Genomic DNA, 16,863 nt, shown 5'->3' on the forward strand with positions numbered 1-16,863 from the left:
GGCCCATCTGTACTGATTGCGCCGATGGCGCGGGGATCAGTAACCCCGCTGGGCGGAGTTGATGTCCTGCTGGCTGACGGGGATTACCTTGATCTCCACGCGGCGGTTCAGCGGTTCGTTCACGCCGTCGCCGGTCTGCACCTTCAGGTTGGTTTCTCCGAAGCCCATCCAGCGGAGACGAGCCGAGTTCACGCCCCGGCTGATGAGGTAGTTGGAGACAGCCTGCGCGCGCTGTTCCGACAGGCGCTGATTGGTGGCGGCCGAACCGACGGTGTCGGTATAGCCGTACACGTCGATCAGGCTGTTGGGGTATTGCACGAAGTTCGCCGCAACCCGGTCGAGCACCGACTGGAAGCCGGGGCTGATGGTATAGCTGCCGGTGGCGAAAGTCACGCCATCGGGCAAGTTGACGAGGATAGCGTTGCCGCCATCGGTTTCGGTCACATCGACGCCAGAACCGGCTGTCTGATCCTTCAGTTCCTTGATCTGCTGGTCCATCTTGTAACCGACCACGCCGCCGATCGCGCCGCCGCCGACTGCGCCGATGATGCGCCCGGTCTTGCCTCCGATCAGGCCGCCAAGCAGCGCACCGGCTGCCGCGCCGCCGACACCGCCGATGGCAGTGCGGGAAATCTTCTGTTCGCCGGTGTTGGGGTCGGTCACACAGGCCGAAACACCAACCAGCGAAAGCGCCGCGAGGGCGGCGGTAAATTTGCGGGAAGTCTTCATTATTGTCCCCTTTTGACTAGGATTTCTTCTTTACAATCAATCGTTAACCGGCAGTTCCATCCACCGGGCGGTACGCGCCCAACCCGCGCACAATACGTATCATGTGACCCTAAACGTTGTGTGCGCCCACCTGTTCCCGCTGGCAAGGCCGTACAAATATGCTAGCGCTGAGGTCGTGACACCTTTTCCTTGGCCAGACCTGTTCATTATCGCCGGGCTCATTGTGCTCAACGGCCTGTTCGCCATGTCCGAACTGGCCATCGTTTCGGCCAAGACCACGCGTCTGCGTGCTTATGCGGATAAGGGCAGCTCTGCCGCCCGTGTCGCGATTTCGCTGGCGGCGGATCCGGGCAAGTTCCTCTCTACCGTGCAGATCGGCATTACCCTCGTTGGCATCATTGCCGGTGCTTATTCGGGCGCAAGTCTGGGTGGGCCGGTGGGCGAACGGCTGGTCGCTCTCGGTGTGCCCGAACGCTATTCTGCGGAATCCGGGTTTGCGCTGGTGATTGCACTGACGACTTATTTCAGTCTGGTGGTGGGCGAACTCGTACCCAAACAGCTTGCCTTGCGCGCAGCGGTTCCGGTGGCGATGATTGCTGCGAGGCCGATGGCGCTGATGGCTCGCATCGCCGCGCCGCTGGTTTGGCTGCTCGACACTTCATCCGGCCTGCTGATCCGCCTGCTGGGTGTTCGCCCCGGCGGTCAGGCCAGCGTTACGGCCGAAGAACTGCATATGATCTTTGCCGATGCCACCCGCTCCGGCGTGATTGAGGATCAGCAGCACCAGATCCTCGCCGGGGTCGTGCGGCTGGCCGAACGCCCGGTGCGTGAATTGATGACGCCGCGCACGGAAATCGACTGGCTCGATGTCGCGGCCAGTGAATCCGAGATGCGCGAGCGGATCGAGTCCAGCCCCCATTCGCTGCTGCTGCTGGCGGAAGGATCGGTCGATAAAGTCATCGGTGTGGTCAAAGTGCGCGAAGTGCTGGCGGGCCTGATCGCCGGGCAGCCAGTCGATCTGGCAACACTGGCGCGCAAGGCCGAAGTGATCCCCGATCAGCTTGACGCGATGGACGCCCTGCGAGTGCTGCAACACGGCGAAATTGCGATGGCGATGGTGCATGACGAATATGGCCATCTCGATGGCATCGTGACTCCGGTGGACTTGCTGACGGCCATCGTCGGCAACTTCGCCAGCGATCAGGATTGGGGCGAAGCGCCCACGATTGTCGAACGCGAAGACGGTTCGTTGCTGGTGTCGGGCGCGCTTCCGGCGGACCAGCTGGCCGATCGGCTGCTGATCGAATTCGGGGATGACCGCGAATTCGCGACCACGGCCGGATACGCTCTGTCGGTGCTCAAGAAGCTGCCCGACGAAGGGGAAGTGTTCACCGATCAGGGCTGGCGCTTTGAAGTCGTCGATATGGACGGGCGCAAGATCGACAAGCTGCTCGTTTCCAAGGAAAGTTAGTCGCCCCGGTACAGGCCGCCCCGGTACAAGGCGGACGGCCTCTGTCCCCATTGGCGTAATACGGGCGTATGAGGGGTAAGGCGGGCGGAGACGAGGTCTCCTCGACCGCCCCGCCTCTCGTCATTGCGAGGAGCGCAGCGACGCGGCAATCCACGGACTGCCTTTGCCGCGCATCACAACCGATGCAATGGGTGCCATGCTCGCATCACGGTTGCTCTCCGGCGTTCGCCATAACGAACAGGCAGGTGAACCACGGAAGCACCGACAGCCGCCACTTGCAGAGGCTCTGTCAGAACTGGAGCAGGGCTGGAGGCGAAGGCGTTGTCCGTGGGGGCAATAGGGCGATTGGCCCTATGGTTCGCTTCAGCCGGGAATGACAGCCTGTGCGTTGGCCCCGTCACCCTGCGGCGCGGCGACGATATCCTGCGTCATGCGGCCCTTGTTCACGGTGTTGGTCTGCGGGTCGCCCACTGCGGTGCGAATGCCCGGATCGGCGCTGCCCGCCCGGTTGAGCAGGCTGGTTTCGACCGCGCTGCGCGGGGCCGGGCCGCCGAACAGAGCTTCCAGTGCTTGCTGCGAAGCAGTACCTTCGGCCGGGCGCGGGGCACCGGCGGATGGCGGCACGAGGTTGAATGCGGGCGGCACGACCAGCGGCGCCTGCCGCTGCACGGCGAATTCATCGGGCCGGTCGCGGCCCATGATGCCGGTGCTGCCACATCCGGCCAGCATGGCGCTGGCTGCGGCGATAAGGGTGATGGTGGCAATCTTGCGCATGATAGTCAGCTCTCCACGGCCTCGCTGGCCGGTTCATGGTCGCCCTTGTCGCGTGTCAGCAGCGATCGGGCAAGGATAATCACGACGCCGATAGTAATCGCGGCATCGGCAATGTTGAAGATCAGGAACGGTCGCCATTCCCCGAAATGCAGATCGAGGAAATCGACGACATAGCCATAGTCATACCGATCCTTGATATTCCCCAGCGCCCCGCCGAGGATCATCGCCAGCCCGATAATGTCGGCCAGCTTGCGTTCGCGCAGCATCCAGACGGTGACCCCGGCAGCGATCAACCCGGTCACGCCCACCAGAATCCAGCGCATTTCTTCCGACTGGGCGGTGAACATGCCGAGCGAGACGCCATAATTGTGCGTCAGCGTGAAATTGAAGATCGGCAGATAAGTGATCGACTGGCCCAGCTCCATCGCCAGCCCATAGAGCACATAACCCTTCAGTGCCTGATCGACAGCGAAGATCGCCAGCGCAATGGCCAGCCCGATCAGGCGGTTACGCATCGCCGGGGTCATGCCACACTATCCAGTTTGGTCACCACATCTTCACACCGCCCGCACAGCGCGCCATCTTCCGCCACTTCGGGCAGGAGGCGCCAGCAACGGCCGCATTTGTGATCGGATGTGCGGGAAACTGTCACGCTATCGCTCTGCCCGCGGGCGACTGTCGCGGTGATGAACAGCTCTGCCAGATCGTAATCGGTAAAGCCTTCGGGAACGGCGGCGGCGGGCACGGTCACGTTCGCTTCCAGACTGGAACGGATCGTCTTGTCGCGGCGCAGCGGTTCGATCGCTTCGGTCACGTCTTCGCGCAGTTCGCGCATCGCGGCGAAACGGGTCGCCAGCGCATCGTCGCGCCATTCGCCGGGCAGCGGGTGCCATTCGGTCAGATGCACACTCCCTGCATCGGGGAAGCGAGTGGACCATACCTCTTCGGCAGTGAATACCAGCACCGGCGCGGCATAGCGGATCAGCGCCTGAAATAGTATGTCGAGCACAGTGCGATAGGCGCGGCGTTCGATCCCGCCCGGCGCATCGCAATAGAGCCGGTCCTTGCGGACATCGAAGAAGAACGCCGACAGGTCTTCGTTAGTGAAATCGACCAGAGCGCGGGTGTATTCGTTGAAGTCGAAATCATCGACCGCCCGGCGCAGCACCCCGTCGAGCGCGACGAGCCGGTCGAGCATATAGCGTTCGAGTTCGGGCATATCGGCCGGATCGACCGCTTCGCTGGCGTGATCGAACCCGTCGAGCGCGCCGAGCAGATAGCGGAACGTGTTCCGCAGCTTGCGATACTGGTCCGCCACCCCTTTCAGGATTTCGTCACCGATACGGTGGTCTTCGGTGAAATCGACGCTCAGCGCCCACAGGCGGATGATATCCGCGCCGTAGTGTTCCATCACTTTCAACGGATCGATGGTGTTGCCGAGCGATTTGGACATCTTGCGCCCGTCGCTCGCCATCGTGAACCCGTGGGTCAGCACGGCATTGTACGGTGCGCGGCCGCGCGTGGCACTCGATTCGAGCAGGCTCGACTGGAACCAGCCACGATGCTGATCGCTGCCCTCCAGATAGAGATCGGCCGGCCACTGCATATCGGGCCAGCGCCCGCTTTCCAGCACGAACGCATGGGTACAGCCCGAATCGAACCAGACATCGAGGATGTCGGTGATCATCTCATAATCGTCGGGATTATAATCCGCGCCGAGGAATTCGGCCTTGCGCGCTTCGTCCCACGCATCGACGCCTTCTTCGCGCACCGCAGCGATCACGCGGGCGTTGACTTCGGCATCCTGCAGATACTCGCCTGTGCCCGCCTTGACGAACAGCGTGATCGGCACGCCCCACGCGCGCTGGCGGCTGAGCACCCAGTCTGGTCGCCCTTCCACCATGCTGCCGATACGGTTGCGGCCTTTTTCCGGCACGAAGCGGGTCTTGGCGATCGATTCCAGGGCGATCTGACGCAGCGTGCCCGAATGTTCGGGCGCGCCGCCTTCGTTGTCCCACCGCTGCTCCGCCGGGGTTTCGGGCAGATCGACCATGCCGGGCTTGTCCATCGGCACGAACCATTGCGGTGTGCAGCGGTAGATCACTTTGGCTTTTGAACGCCATGAGTGCGGGTAGGAATGCTTGTAATCGGCAGAGGCCGCCAGCAAAGCGCCCGCTTCGCGCAGATCGTTGCAGATCGGGCCATCGGGGGCGTTGAAATTGGCATTGATGACACTGCGCCGCCGGTCGTCATCGCCGCCCAGCCACGGCCAGTCATCGCGATAGCGGCCGTCGGCCATCACTGCGAATTGCGGCTCGATCCCGTTCGCGCGGCAGAGATCGAAATCGTCCTCCCCATGATCGGGGGCCATGTGGACAAGGCCGGTGCCGCTGTCGGTGGTGACGAAATCGCCCGGCAGGAACGGGCGGGGCTTGGCGTAGAATCCGCCGAGATGGTGCATCGGGTGGCGGGCGACGGTGCCCGCGAGGTCGGAGCCTTTGCCGGTCCAATGACGAATGATAGTCGGCTCAGCAACATGGCGGCGAGCGTAAAAGGCGCGAATGAGAGGCTCGGCAATCAGGACCTTATTTGTAAATTCCCAATTCCAATCGCCAGCATCGCCAGATGTCTTCATTCCTCCGGAGATCGTGACAAGGCTGTACTCAACCTCCGGCCCATAGGCCAAAGCCTGATTGACCGGGATCGTCCACGGCGTCGTCGTCCAGATCACCGCATGGGCGCCTTTCAGCTCCTCAATCGGTGAATCGACAATCTCGAACGCCACGTCGATCTGGGTCGAAGTGATGTCCTCGTATTCCACTTCGGCTTCGGCCAGCGCGGTTTCTTCGACCGGGCTCCACATCACCGGCTTCGATCCGCGGTAGAGGTTGCCGCTTTCCGCGAACTTCATCAGTTCGGCCACGATGGTCGCTTCCGCCTGGAAATCCATCGTCAGATAGGGATTGTCCCAATCGCCCATGATGCCGAGCCGCTTCAACTGTTCGCGCTGGGTATCGACCCAGTGCTGGGCATAGGCGCGGCATTCGGCGCGGAATTCGCGTGGGGGGACTTCGTTCTTGTTACGCTTCTTCTTGCGGTATTGTTCCTCTACCTTCCATTCGATGGGCAGCCCGTGGCAATCCCAGCCCGGCACATAAGGCGCATTTTTGCCGAGCAGGTTCTGCGTGCGACACACCATGTCTTTCAGTACATGGTTCAGCGCGTGGCCGATATGCATATCGCCGTTGGCATAGGGCGGGCCATCGTGGAGGATGAACTTCTCGCGATCCGCGCGCGCGGCGCGGAGTTGTTCATAGAGTTTCGCATCCTGCCAGCGCGCCAGAATGCCCGGCTCCTTCTGTGGGAGGCCGGCCTTCATGGGAAAATCGGTCTTCGGCAGGAAGACGGTGTCCCGGTAATCGCGCTGGGTTTTGTCGTCGCTCATAGGGGCGCGGCCTTAGCGGGGAGCGTCGGCGCGCGCAATCGTGCTCACTGCGATGCGCGCTTGCGGGCCAATGCCTTATCCGCCAGTTCGCGTTCGGCATTCGATCGCGGGTCGGTATCGGGGAACAGCGCGGGGGCCACCGTCCAGATATCGTCCACCCGGATATAGCCGTTGAAGTCGCGCGGAATGCTGCCAAGCTGTTCGGGCAGATCGAGCCCGCCGAACCCGCCGGAGGTGGTGCCCATCACGACATGACTGCCCGCGTCCTTCATCCGGGCAAGCAGTTTGTTGGGCCATCCGGCATAGGCCCACTGGCCTGACAGCGGCATTATCAGCGTGCGGTCGGTGCACACGCTGGGCGTTGCGCCGAACCAGCCCAGCGATTTATAAGCGCTGGCACAGGCAGCGCCGCCTTGCGCGCTGAACGCCCAGCCTTGCGGATAGAGTTCGCGGATGCGCGCCACCGGGCCGCTTTCCTTTTCAGCATAGAAGGCATCGCCTTCCGCCACCGGATCGCGCCCCAGTTCCTTGAGCGCGGCGGCCAGTGCATCGGCATCGCGCGGGTCGTCGCTGTGGAAGACATAGACCAGCGGCTTGGGCTTCGCGGCGGCAATCACTTGTTCCAGCGTAGGGATCGGCTCGACTTGTTTGCCACGGAACGGGAAACTCTTTCCCTTGTCCGCCGTGAGGCGATAGCCGGGATCGAGCTGTTGCAATTCGGCAAGCGTATGATCGCGCACTTTGCCGCTGCCATCGGTGCGACAGTCGAGCGTGGTGTCGGGAAAGGCGACGATCTGCCCGTCGCTGGTCGGCTGCACATCGACTGCGATCATCGCCGCCCCCAGTTGCCGCGCCATGCGAATCGAGGGCAGCGTATCGGCAATATAGCGGTGGATGGGTGGCGCGATTTCGGCGGGCGCGCACTCATTGCTGCCTGAATTGTCCGCTGTGAATTCCTGATGGACCCCGCCACCCCATGCGATCAACCCGGCGCGTCCTTTGGGGGCATCGGCCATCCAGCTGGCGTTGACGAAAGTGAGCACCAGAAAGGTCGCGGCCAGCATAAAGCCCAGCCATTTGAGGAAACGCATCAGCCCAGCAACTCCCTTGCGCGGTCGCAATCCCGCTCCATCTGCGCGACCAGGTCATCGAGCGAAGCGAACTTCGCCTCCGGTCGCAGGAAGTGGTGGAACGCCACTTCGATTTCCTGCCCATACAGGTCGCCCGAAAAATCGAAGAAATAGGGTTCGAGCAATTCCTTGGGCGGGTCGAATGTCGGGCGCACCCCGATATTGGCCGCCCCCTTCAGTTCCTGCCCTGTGGCCAGCACTGTGCCGGTGACAGCGTAAATGCCGAACCGGGGACGCAGGTAATTCTCAATGGTCAGGTTCGCGGTAGGATAGCCGATTTCGCGCCCCCGCTTGTCGCCATGCGTCACCACCCCGCGAATGGCGAAGGGGCGCGTCAGCAGGCGGGCGGCGGTTTCAGGCTCCCCTGCCTGTAATGCGGCACGTATCCGGCTGGACGATACCGGTTCGCCGCTGTCCATCACCGGCGGCACGGCGCGGGCCTCTATCCCGCATTGCGCCCCCAGATCGGCCAGCATTTGCCGGTTGCCTGCGCGCCCTTTGCCGAAGGTGAAATCTTCGCCAGTTACGACTCCGGCGACGCCGAGCCGTTCAGCGAGCAGCACGTGCACGAAATCTTCCGCACTGGTGCCTGCCAGTTCGGCATCGAAATGGAACACCAGCATCGCGGTGGCCCCGGCGGCGAGGTAGCGTTCCTGCCGCTGTTCCAGCGTCGTCAGCCGAAACGGCGCCACATCGGGCTTGAACAGCCGCACCGGATGCGGATCGAACGTGGCCACGATGCTGGGGCGACCGGTTTCCCGCGCCCAGCGGATCGCTTCGCCCGCTACCGCCTGATGGCCCTGATGAAACCCGTCGAAATTGCCTAGCGCGATCACCGCGCCGCGCAGCGATTCGGGGATCGGTTCGCGGTGATCGAGCCACCTCATTGCGGGACCAGCCCTGCCTTGATTACGCGCAGCGCATTCAGACCCATGACTTTGCGGATTTCATCGGGGGTGAATCCTTCGTCCATCAGGGCCTGCGTCACCTGTTCCAGTTGGCTGGTATCGAAGCGTACCGTGGTCGCCCCGTCATAATCGCTGCCCAGCGCGACGTAATCGATCCCGACCAGATCGCGCACGTGCTTCATCGCTTTGGCGGCCGCACGTGGGGAGGTGTCGCAGATGGCGGCATCCCAGTATCCGATGCCGACCACGCCGCCGGTCTTCGCTACGCCGCGAATTTCATCGTCGGTCAGGTTGCGGTTGACCTTGCAGGTCGCCTGCACCCCGCCGTGGCTGGAGACGACCGGGCGCTTGGCCATGTTCAGGATATCGGCCACGCAGGCGTGGCTGCAATGGGCGATGTCCACGATCATGCCCATCTTTTCCATCCGCCGCACCGCTTCGCGGCCCTTGGGCGTCAGGCCGTATTTCTTCATCCCGTGCATCGATCCCGCCAGATCGATATCGAAGAAATGGGTCATCGATGCCATGCGGAAGCCGGCCTTGTAGAGGACGTCGAGATTATCGAGGTTGCCTTCGATATCCTGCAAACCCTCTACGCTCAGCATGGCACCGACCGGTTTGGGCGATTGCGCGCGGTCCGCCAGCAGACGAGCCAGACTGGCATCGTCGGTCACTTTTTCGAGACGCCCGTCGGACCCGGCAACCGCGCGATCGAGCTTCTCACCGTGATAGAGCGAGCGTTGCAGCAGCGAAGTCCATGTCCGCATCGGCTGAAGCTGAGCGATGGTCAGGCCGGTGATATTGTCGGTATCGCCGCTGTTCGCGTCATAATTCTGGCCCTTGGGGCTTTTGGTGACGCTGGAGAACACCTGCAGTGCGACGTTGCCCTGTTCCAGACGCGGCAGATCCTCGTGCCCGCGGCTGGCGCGTTTCAGCAGGTTGCGATCCCACATCAGCGTGTCCGAATGCAGATCGACAATCGTCAGCGTCTTGTGCAGCGCCTTCGCCTGTGGGGTAACAGTGATCAGCGGCTTACCGTCGATCTTGTTCATGGTGCCTTCGATATATCCCGGACCGAATCCGAAAAAGCCGATGGCTGCAATTACGATCAGCGCCAGCAGGCTCCACCCGATCTTACGTTTCATATGCCCCTCTCCAGTGTCACGAACGAATAGGCTGGGCGTTCGCCTTCTGCCGGGAAATCCGCGCGGGCGGCTTCGCGCCATTCGTTGCCGAATGCAGGCATATGCGTGTCGCCCACGGCATCGCAATGCACTTCTGTCAGTTCGATCCGCGTCAGGTGCGGTTCCATCAGGCGATAGACTTGCGCGCCGCCGACTACATAGATGCCGCCCACCTGCGTTTCCGCCCCGGAATCCCCCCCCGAATTGGTTGGAGTTTGCGCGATGGCCAGCGCTTCATCCACCGAATGGGCGATTTCCGCACCATCGGACTGCCATCCGGTGTTGCGGGTCAACACGATATGGCGGCGACCGGGCAGCGGTTTGGGGAAACTGTCGAATGTCTTGCGGCCCATTATCATCGGGTGGCCCATCGTCAGCGCCTTGAAGCGCCTGAGATCGGCAGGCAGGCGCCAGGGCAGCCCGCCGTCGCGCCCGATCACGCCGTTGTCGGCACGGGCAAGGATAGCGATAATCTGCCGGGAACTATCCGCAGTCACTGGCGGTGCCACACCCGCGTGATATGTCCCATCTTGCGCCCGTCGCGCGCATCGCGTTTGCCATAGAGGTGCAGGTGAGCGGCGGGGTCGGCCAGCGATTGATGCGCGGTCAGCGCGTCTTTGCCGATCAGGTTGTCCATCGCGATTTTCGGCGCAATCGTGGCGGTGTCGCCCAATGGCAGTCCGCAGACCGCGCGCACGTGGTTTTCGAACTGGCTGGTCGCGGCGCCTTCGATCGTCCAGTGCCCCGAATTGTGAACCCGCGGGGCCATTTCGTTGAACACCGGGCCATTGGCAGTGGCGAAGAATTCCAGCGTCAGCACCCCGACATAGCCGAGCGCGGCGGCCACTTCGCGGGCCAGCTTGCGCGCGTCTTCCACTTGTGCCGAAATCGCATCGCACGGCGGCCAGACCGATTGCGACAGGATGCCATCGACATGGCGGTTCTCGGTCGAATCCCAGAACCGCACTTCGCCGTCGCGGCCGCGGACGAGGATCACGGAAAACTCCGCCTGAAAATCGACGAATCCTTCATAGACGCAAGGAACATCTGGCAGACGGATAGCGGCTATGTCGTGCGCGCTGTCGATCCGCCACTGACCTTTGCCATCGTATCCGTCACGACAGGTCTTCAGAATGCCCGGTGTGCCGATCCGTTCGACCGCGCGGGCCAGATCGTCTTCGGTATCGACTTGCGCGAACGGGGCAGGGCGGCCCCCCAGCGTTTCGACGAAGTTCTTTTCCCGCATCCGATCCTGCGCGATTTCCAGCGCGCGGACACCGGGGAACAGAGCCCCTTCCAGCGCAGCGAGCGGGGCAGTGGGGATATTCTCGAATTCGAACGTCAGCACGTCGCACGCCGCGGCGAAGCGGGCAAGGGCGGCGCTGTCGGTGAAGGGGGAGACAGTGCATTCGGCGCTGACTTCGGCGGCGACGCTCTCGCGCTCGGGCGTGAAAATGTGGCAGCGATAGCCGAGCTGCGCGGCAGACATGGCGATCATCCGGCCCAGCTGCCCGCCGCCGAGAATGCCGATTGTCGCGCCCGGTTCGATCAGCCCGTTTCCGCTCACCCCTCGTCGTCCCCCCTCTTGCCTGGTCAGTCCTGCGGCGTTTCGTTGACCGCCGCGGTGCGTGCCGCGCGCCATGCCACCAGTCGCTGCGCCAGTGCATCGTCGCCGATTGCCAGAATCGCTGCGGCCAGCAGTCCGGCATTGGTCGCTCCGGCTTCGCCAATGGCCAGTGTGCCGGTGGGCACGCCCGCCGGCATTTGCACGATGGAGAGCAGAGAATCGAGCCCGTTCAGCGCCTTCGATTTCACCGGCACGCCCAGTACAGGCAAATGGGTGAGCGCGGCGATCATGCCCGGCAGGTGCGCCGCGCCGCCAGCCCCGGCGACCACAACCTTGAAACCCTGCTCATGCGCGGTCTTGCCGAATTCGTGCAACCGGTCGGGCGTGCGGTGGGCGGAAACGATGCGTGCTTCGTGGCTCACCTGCAATTCACCGAGTACGTCGGCAGCGCATTTCATAGTCGGCCAGTCGGACTGGCTGCCCATCACGATTGCAACGTCGGCCATGCCTTAGCTGTCCTTGAGATAGTAACGTTCGCCGGGCACCATCGCGTCGTCGAACTGATATACGATCGGCTGCCCGGTGGGAATTTCCAGCCCGGTGATCTCATCGTCCGAGATGTTCGACAGGTGTTTGACCAGCGCGCGCAGCGAATTGCCATGAGCGGAAATGATCACGGTCTCGCCGCTTGCCAGCACGGGCAGAATTTCGCTTTCCCAATAGGGCAGCACGCGTTCGATGGTCAGCTTGAGGCTTTCGGCTGTCGGCACGTCGATCCCGGCATAGCGCGGATCGGTGGAGAGATCGAATTCGCTCCCTGCGTCGAGCGGTGGGGGCGGCACGTCGAAGCTGCGGCGCCAGATGTGCACCTGTTCGTCGCCGTGCTTGTCGCGGGTTTCCTGCTTGTCCAGCCCGGTCAGCCCGCCATAGTGGCGTTCGTTCAGGCGCCAGTCCTTGACCTCTGGAATCCACAGCCGGTGGCAGGCCTCCAGTGCCAGATGCAGCGTCTTGATCGCGCGGGTTTGCAGCGAAGTGAACGCGCGGGTCGGCAACAGTCCCTTTTCCGCCAGCAATTCACCGGCGGCGGTCGCTTCTGCCACGCCTTTCTCTGTCAGGTCGACATCCCACCATCCGGTGAAACGGTTTTCCAGGTTCCACTGGCTCTGGCCGTGGCGGACGAGGATCAGGGTAGGCAAGGGAACGCTCCTCTCAGGCAAACGCAGGCAATCGGGAGCGCTCGCCCCTAGCGGTCTGCGCCCCCGTTGGGAAGTGGTGCGTTTTGCGGCGGTTGCGCCACACCGTCACCGGACTGCGACCCGGTCGCGCGCGACCGGGCCTTGCGGCGGCGCAGGTTTTCCCGCAATTTGGCGGCGAGGCGTTCCTCCCGCGTGGGTTTTTCGCTGGTTCCACTCATCGCAATGTCCTTGCCGTGGCTGCGAACGCTTGACAAGGGAGCCGGGCACTGTAAGGCGCGCCGCTCTCGATGGATGTGCTGCTGTAGCTCAGTGGTAGAGCGCACCCTTGGTAAGGGTGAGGCCGGGAGTTCAATCCTCCCCAGCAGCACCATCGATGTCCCCCTGAAATGTTCGCAGGCATGTTAGCGCGGCCTATGCGCCCTTGCGATATTCGAAGACCTTGAATGCGATATTGCTCCATTCGTCGCGATGGAGCGCAATCGATTTGATCTTGGTTTCGAATTCCCGGCGTTTTCCGGTGTACACGTTGAGCGTGAACATTGATGCCTGCGATAACTGAATTTTGTCGGGAAAGCGGTCTTCACCCGGAATGAACGACGTCACAGTCCCCTGATACCCGATGACCGACCCGTTGTTTTCCAGCTTGGTCAGGACATAGCCGTAGATGAATTTGCTGTTCCCTTCCCCGGCAACGAACAGATCGGCAAAGGCGCCGTAAAACATGGAGCCTGTGCCCATGCTGAGCACCACTTCGCCCGCCAGACGGCCCAATAGCAACGCAATACACGACAGGATGGCTAGCCCGGCCAGCGCTCCGGCAATCGTGCTCAACAATGAACTGGGATCGTCAGGCACACTTGTGATGTATGGATTGAAAGCCGCCCCCCAGGCCCCGCATTCCGAATGCGCGAGAGCGAGGAGAAAGCTGGCGAAGACCAGATGCGCTGCCACTGCGAACGCCCCGACCTGACCGATTCCCGCGGCCGATTTCAGTCCCGGCAGCGGCAGATCGATCTCGTTGGTTCGGGCTGCGCGATAAAACGCCCAGACTGCGAATATGCCGGGCAGCAACAACGCCCCTGCGACGATGGCAAGGAACGTGGGCTGAAATGACATTGTCAGAAGCGAGCGGCGGCGGCGCTAGTCGCGCATGGCCTTACGCTGTTCGGGATTCAGATCGCTGTCGCGGATAACGAGAATGCCGTCCTTATCCGGCTTCGCAGCGGCAAGCAGGCGTTCCCAGCTTCCACCGAAAGCATCCAGCAGTTTATCTGCCGTCATGATCGATTCGGTGGAATTGATGCGTCCGCTGCTCATGGAACAAATATAGATCGAATGCGGTGGCAGATCAAGTTCATCGCGGCGTTTCCGCCCGCAGCTCTGCCCATTCGGGATGGCGGCGGAATTGCGCCTCTACGTATGAACATTGCGGCACGATGGTGAAGCCCTGATCTTTCGCGTCGGCCACCAGCTTTTGCACCAGTGCGGCGGCCACCCCTTGCCCGCCGATTTCGGGTGGCACGATGGTGTGATCGGCGATGCGGGCGTTGCCGCGCGATATCCATGTCAGGCGGCCGATCTTGTCGCTGCCCGGGACATGCGCGTGGTACTCTCCGCGGGCGTCGTTGCCGTGCGTGGTGATTTCCAGTCCGTCTAGTGCCATTACGTATTGTCTCCTTCTTGCGTTCAACGTCGGCGGCGCTAGTGGCGTTCCTTATGCAATTTCTGTCCGACAACGCCGCTTCGGTCCACCCACGTGTGTGGGAGGCGATGCGAGCGGCGGACGCGACTGACACCCCTTATGATGGAGATCGCTGGTCGCAGGCGCTCGATGCGGCGTTTTCTGCTCTGTTCGGGCGAGAGGTGGCGGTGTTGTGGGCAGCCACTGGCACAGCGGCCAATTGCCTTTCGCTGGCGAGCCTGTGTCAGCCGCATGGCGCAGTGGTGTGCCACGAAGAAGCGCATATCGAAGTGGACGAAGGCGGCGCGCCGGGGTTCTACCTCCACGGGGCCAAGTTAATATTGGTGCCGGGAGAAAGTGCGAAACTGACCCCCGATGCAATGCGAATGGCAGTCGATCCTATTCGCGACGATGTCCATCAGGTGCAGCCTCACGCGATTTCGGTCACACAGGCGAGCGAGTACGGATGTTGTTATCGGCCTGAAGAGATCGCTGCCCTCGGTGCATTGGCAAAAGAGCGCGGGCTGGGGTTCCATGTCGATGGGGCGCGGTTTGCCAATGCCGTGGCGTGGCTGGGGTGCGATCCGCTGGACGCAGTCGGCGGGGCCGATACGCTCAGTTTCGGTTTCATCAAGAACGGCGGGATGAGCGCGGAAGCGATCGTGTTCTTCGATCCCGCAATGGCCGATGTCGCGCGTTATCGCCGCAAACGGGCGGGGCACCTTCAGTCGAAGGGCCGCTATCTCGCAGCGCAGTTGCTGGTGATGCTGGAAGGCAATCTGTGGCTGGACAATGCGCGCGCGGCCAATGCGGCCGCGGCGGAAATTGCCGCAGCTTGCGGCGATCGGCTGATGCATCCGGTGGAAGCCAACGAACTGTTCGTCACACTCTCCCCCGAAGAGCGCAAAGCTCTGCGGACACAGGGTTTCTCTTTTTACGATTGGGGTGACGATGCCGCCCGGCTGGTCACCGCATGGAATACCCGCGCGGACCACGTTTCCGCTATGACACAAGCAATTGCCCAGCTGTGAGCGACACATCTGGCCACGGGCATTCGATCCTTAGCCCTCGGATCGCACTGCCATTCTTGCTGGTGGCGTTTATCTGGGGGTCGACCTGGTATGTGATTCGCGGCCAGATCGCGGATGTGCCCGCGCAGTGGTCCATCGCCTATCGTTTCGGCATGGCAACACCGGCGATGTTCCTGCTCGCGATAATCCTGCGAAAATCGCTGGCGATGCCGCCGCGCGCGCATCTGCTGGCGCTGGCGATGGGGCTGTTCCAGTTCTGCGGCAATTACATGTTCGTCTATCAGTCCGAACTGCATCTGACATCGGGCATCGTCGCCTTGCTGATCGGGATGATGATGGTGCCCAATGCGGTGCTCGGCCATTATCTGCTCGGTCAGCCCGTTACACGCGGGTTCGTGATGGGCAGCGCGATCGCGCTGGCGGGCATTGCGTTGCTGCTGTTTAACGAAGCGCGGGTCGCGCCGCTGGGCGGCAATGTCATGCTGGGCACGGTTATGGCGCTGGTGGCGATGCTGTCGGCATCGCTCGCCAACGTGCTCCAGGCGGGGCCTGCGGGCAGGGATGTGGCTCTGCCCAGCTTGCTCGGCTGGTCGATGCTCTATGGCACCGCGATCGATATCGTGCTGGCGCTGGTGCTGGTGGGGGCGCCGGTTTTGCCGCGCGATCCGCATTTCTGGCTGGGTACGGCATGGCTCGCCTTCGCCGGGTCGGTGGTGACCTTCCCGCTCTATTATGGGCTGGTGCGTCAGTTAGGTGCCGGACGGGCGGCCTATAATGGCGTGCTGGTGGTGGTGATCGCGATGGTGATTTCCACTTTGCTGGAGGACTATCGCTGGACCCCGCTGGCCATCGGTGGCGCAGTGCTGGCGATGATCGGGCTGGTGATTGCTCTACGCGCACGGCAGGCAGGGCCGCCGGGTGGCGATCAGTTGCCGTCGGTCCCCTCTGCCGCGAGGATGGCGGCCAGCCCGGACGCATAATCGCGGTAGCGCGGGCGCCAGCTCAGCACGCGCCGGGCCTTGCCATTGGCGACCCGGCGGTTTTCCGAATAGAAACCCTGCGCGGCTGGCGACAGACCTGCTTCGCTGATCGATTGCAGCGGCGGCGGGGCCACGCCCAGCAGGCGGCAGGCTTCCTCTGTCACCGCTGCGCCGCTGGCGGGCAGATCGTCTGCCAGATTGTAAGCGCCGGGTGGGGCGTGGAGCGCGGCCAGCGCACCGCTGGCGATGTCGTCCACATGCACCCGGCTGAATACCTGCCCGGGCATATCGATGCGCCGGGCCGTGCCTTCGCGCACTTTGTCGAATGCACTGCGGCCCGGCCCGTAAATCCCCGGCAGGCGCAGCACCCGCGCACCCTTCGCCAGCCATGCGGCATCGGCATCGCTGCGTGCGGCGCGTCTGCCAGTGCCGCCCTGGCCCACTACCGCTGCGCTTTCGTCCACCCACGCGCCGCCGGTGTCGCCATAAACCCCGGTGGAGGACAAGTAGCCGATCCATGCGTGGCGCAGCGAATCGCCGTATCGCGCCAGCACCGGATCGATCCCATTGGCGGGCGGCACAGACGACAGCACATGGGTGGCCCCCGCCAGTGCAGCGCGTACCGCCAATTCGTCTGCGAAATCGATGTCGCCTGCGCTCCCGGTTGCGCTGACGTGCCAGCCCGCCGCCCGCAACCGCGCGGCGATTCGCGTGGCAGTGTAGCCCAGCCCGAAAATAACCATCTGTCTCATGACCGATGCTATTCG

Annotated in this window: 19 protein-coding genes and 1 tRNA gene; 4 read left to right on the forward strand and 16 right to left on the reverse strand. The window is 62.9% G+C overall.

Annotated elements, in window-relative coordinates; genetic code table 11:
• Nucleotides 1–36: 36 nt before the first annotated feature.
• A complete protein-coding gene (locus CV013_RS08900; protein WP_102154902.1) occupies nucleotides 37–729 on the reverse strand; it encodes an OmpA family protein in 693 nt (230 codons plus the stop codon).
• A gap of 175 nt (nucleotides 730–904) precedes the next feature.
• Between CV013_RS08900 and CV013_RS08905 the strand changes: the two genes are divergently transcribed.
• A complete protein-coding gene (locus tag CV013_RS08905) occupies nucleotides 905–2,200 on the forward strand; it encodes a hemolysin family protein (protein WP_102154903.1) in 1,296 nt (431 codons plus the stop codon).
• Nucleotides 2,201–2,563: 363 nt separating this feature from the next.
• Here CV013_RS08905 and CV013_RS08910 read toward each other — a convergent pair whose 3' ends face one another.
• Genes CV013_RS08910 through CV013_RS15690 form a run of 11 tightly spaced genes read right to left on the reverse strand, consistent with a single transcriptional unit; the run spans nucleotide 2,564 to nucleotide 12,622 of the window.
• Nucleotides 2,564–2,974 carry a DUF3035 domain-containing protein gene (locus CV013_RS08910; protein ID WP_102154904.1) on the reverse strand — a complete coding sequence of 137 codons (411 nt, stop codon included), beginning with the start codon at nucleotides 2,972–2,974 and terminating at the stop codon, nucleotides 2,564–2,566.
• Nucleotides 2,975–2,979: 5 nt separating this feature from the next.
• Entirely contained in the window at nucleotides 2,980–3,501 is a 522-nt protein-coding gene (gene lspA / locus CV013_RS08915) for a signal peptidase II (protein ID WP_190276461.1), read from the reverse strand.
• Complete coding sequence (gene ileS, locus CV013_RS08920) at nucleotides 3,498–6,419, reverse strand: isoleucine--tRNA ligase (RefSeq protein ID WP_102154905.1); 2,922 nt, start codon at nucleotides 6,417–6,419, stop codon at nucleotides 3,498–3,500. Before ileS ends, lspA begins: the two co-directional genes overlap by 4 nt.
• A gap of 44 nt (nucleotides 6,420–6,463) precedes the next feature.
• Nucleotides 6,464–7,510 carry a glycerophosphodiester phosphodiesterase family protein gene (locus CV013_RS08925; protein ID WP_102154906.1) on the reverse strand — a complete coding sequence of 349 codons (1,047 nt, stop codon included), beginning with the start codon at nucleotides 7,508–7,510 and terminating at the stop codon, nucleotides 6,464–6,466.
• Nucleotides 7,510–8,436: a bifunctional riboflavin kinase/FAD synthetase gene (locus tag CV013_RS08930; protein ID WP_102154907.1), complete on the reverse strand. Its 927-nt coding sequence runs from the start codon at nucleotides 8,434–8,436 to the stop codon at nucleotides 7,510–7,512. Before CV013_RS08930 ends, CV013_RS08925 begins: the two co-directional genes overlap by 1 nt.
• Nucleotides 8,433–9,602 (reverse strand): dipeptidase, encoded by a 1,170-nt coding sequence (locus CV013_RS08935; protein WP_102154908.1) that lies wholly within the window; start codon nucleotides 9,600–9,602, stop codon nucleotides 8,433–8,435. Before CV013_RS08935 ends, CV013_RS08930 begins: the two co-directional genes overlap by 4 nt.
• A complete protein-coding gene (locus CV013_RS08940; RefSeq protein WP_223805184.1) occupies nucleotides 9,599–10,138 on the reverse strand; it encodes a dihydrofolate reductase in 540 nt (179 codons plus the stop codon). Before CV013_RS08940 ends, CV013_RS08935 begins: the two co-directional genes overlap by 4 nt.
• Nucleotides 10,135–11,193 (reverse strand): 5-(carboxyamino)imidazole ribonucleotide synthase, encoded by a 1,059-nt coding sequence (locus CV013_RS08945; RefSeq protein ID WP_102155190.1) that lies wholly within the window; start codon nucleotides 11,191–11,193, stop codon nucleotides 10,135–10,137. Before CV013_RS08945 ends, CV013_RS08940 begins: the two co-directional genes overlap by 4 nt.
• Before the next feature lie 41 nt (nucleotides 11,194–11,234).
• Nucleotides 11,235–11,714: a 5-(carboxyamino)imidazole ribonucleotide mutase gene (gene purE / locus CV013_RS08950; protein WP_198591843.1), complete on the reverse strand. Its 480-nt coding sequence runs from the start codon at nucleotides 11,712–11,714 to the stop codon at nucleotides 11,235–11,237.
• A 3-nt stretch (nucleotides 11,715–11,717) separates the two neighbouring features.
• Entirely contained in the window at nucleotides 11,718–12,404 is a 687-nt protein-coding gene (gene gpmA, locus CV013_RS08955; protein WP_102154909.1) for a 2,3-diphosphoglycerate-dependent phosphoglycerate mutase, read from the reverse strand.
• A gap of 47 nt (nucleotides 12,405–12,451) precedes the next feature.
• Nucleotides 12,452–12,622, reverse strand: coding sequence for a hypothetical protein (locus tag CV013_RS15690; RefSeq protein WP_190276462.1), 171 nt, complete (start codon nucleotides 12,620–12,622; stop codon nucleotides 12,452–12,454).
• Nucleotides 12,623–12,699: 77 nt separating this feature from the next.
• On the opposite strand from CV013_RS15690, the gene CV013_RS08960 reads away from it, so the two are divergent.
• Nucleotides 12,700–12,774 (forward strand) — tRNA-Thr (locus CV013_RS08960).
• A 41-nt stretch (nucleotides 12,775–12,815) separates the two neighbouring features.
• Here CV013_RS08960 and CV013_RS08965 read toward each other — a convergent pair.
• Genes CV013_RS08965 through CV013_RS08970 form a run of 3 tightly spaced genes read right to left on the reverse strand, consistent with a single transcriptional unit; the run spans nucleotide 12,816 to nucleotide 14,067 of the window.
• Nucleotides 12,816–13,520, reverse strand: coding sequence for a hypothetical protein (locus CV013_RS08965; protein ID WP_102154910.1), 705 nt, complete (start codon nucleotides 13,518–13,520; stop codon nucleotides 12,816–12,818).
• 24 nt (nucleotides 13,521–13,544) lie between these two features.
• Nucleotides 13,545–13,721 (reverse strand): hypothetical protein, encoded by a 177-nt coding sequence (locus CV013_RS15550; protein WP_198591844.1) that lies wholly within the window; start codon nucleotides 13,719–13,721, stop codon nucleotides 13,545–13,547.
• A gap of 37 nt (nucleotides 13,722–13,758) precedes the next feature.
• Complete coding sequence (locus CV013_RS08970) at nucleotides 13,759–14,067, reverse strand: GNAT family N-acetyltransferase (protein WP_102154911.1); 309 nt, start codon at nucleotides 14,065–14,067, stop codon at nucleotides 13,759–13,761.
• A gap of 53 nt (nucleotides 14,068–14,120) precedes the next feature.
• On the opposite strand from CV013_RS08970, the gene CV013_RS08975 reads away from it, so the two are divergent.
• Together CV013_RS08975 and CV013_RS08980 are read left to right on the forward strand one after the other, a co-directional pair.
• Entirely contained in the window at nucleotides 14,121–15,116 is a 996-nt protein-coding gene (locus tag CV013_RS08975; protein WP_102154912.1) for a threonine aldolase family protein, read from the forward strand.
• Nucleotides 15,113–16,096, forward strand: coding sequence for a DMT family transporter (locus CV013_RS08980; RefSeq protein WP_223805185.1), 984 nt, complete (start codon nucleotides 15,113–15,115; stop codon nucleotides 16,094–16,096). Before CV013_RS08975 ends, CV013_RS08980 begins: the two co-directional genes overlap by 4 nt.
• On the opposite strand, the gene CV013_RS08985 is transcribed toward CV013_RS08980, so the two are convergent.
• On the reverse strand, nucleotides 16,042–16,848 hold the full coding sequence (locus CV013_RS08985) for a Rossmann-fold NAD(P)-binding domain-containing protein (RefSeq protein WP_102154914.1): 807 nt from the start codon (nucleotides 16,846–16,848) through the stop codon (nucleotides 16,042–16,044). The two genes, CV013_RS08980 and CV013_RS08985, sit on opposite strands and share 55 nt — an antisense overlap.
• Nucleotides 16,849–16,863 lie beyond the last annotated feature (15 nt).

The sequence above is a fragment of the Tsuneonella flava genome, from assembly GCF_002870965.1.
GTDB lineage: Bacteria > Pseudomonadota > Alphaproteobacteria > Sphingomonadales > Sphingomonadaceae > Tsuneonella > Tsuneonella flava.

Bases quoted from the DNA above. Each gene is read 5' to 3' on its own strand.
- lspA (WP_190276461.1), bottom strand. From the start codon at position 3,501: ATGACCCCGGCGATGCGTAACCGCCTGATCGGGCTGGCCATTGCGCTG.
- CV013_RS08975 (WP_102154912.1), top strand. From the start codon at position 14,121: ATGCAATTTCTGTCCGACAACGCCGCTTCGGTCCACCCACGTGTGTGG.
- CV013_RS15550 (WP_198591844.1), bottom strand. From the start codon at position 13,721: ATGAGCAGCGGACGCATCAATTCCACCGAATCGATCATGACGGCAGAT.
- CV013_RS08925 (WP_102154906.1), bottom strand. From the start codon at position 7,510: ATGCGTTTCCTCAAATGGCTGGGCTTTATGCTGGCCGCGACCTTTCTG.
- CV013_RS08970 (WP_102154911.1), bottom strand. From the start codon at position 14,067: ATGGCACTAGACGGACTGGAAATCACCACGCACGGCAACGACGCCCGC.
- CV013_RS08935 (WP_102154908.1), bottom strand. From the start codon at position 9,602: ATGAAACGTAAGATCGGGTGGAGCCTGCTGGCGCTGATCGTAATTGCA.
- CV013_RS08910 (WP_102154904.1), bottom strand. From the start codon at position 2,974: ATGCGCAAGATTGCCACCATCACCCTTATCGCCGCAGCCAGCGCCATG.
- CV013_RS08930 (WP_102154907.1), bottom strand. From the start codon at position 8,436: ATGAGGTGGCTCGATCACCGCGAACCGATCCCCGAATCGCTGCGCGGC.
- CV013_RS08900 (WP_102154902.1), bottom strand. From the start codon at position 729: ATGAAGACTTCCCGCAAATTTACCGCCGCCCTCGCGGCGCTTTCGCTG.
- ileS (WP_102154905.1), bottom strand. From the start codon at position 6,419: ATGAGCGACGACAAAACCCAGCGCGATTACCGGGACACCGTCTTCCTG.
- purE (WP_198591843.1), bottom strand. From the start codon at position 11,714: ATGGCCGACGTTGCAATCGTGATGGGCAGCCAGTCCGACTGGCCGACT.
- CV013_RS08965 (WP_102154910.1), bottom strand. From the start codon at position 13,520: ATGTCATTTCAGCCCACGTTCCTTGCCATCGTCGCAGGGGCGTTGTTG.
- CV013_RS08985 (WP_102154914.1), bottom strand. From the start codon at position 16,848: ATGAGACAGATGGTTATTTTCGGGCTGGGCTACACTGCCACGCGAATC.
- CV013_RS15690 (WP_190276462.1), bottom strand. From the start codon at position 12,622: ATGAGTGGAACCAGCGAAAAACCCACGCGGGAGGAACGCCTCGCCGCC.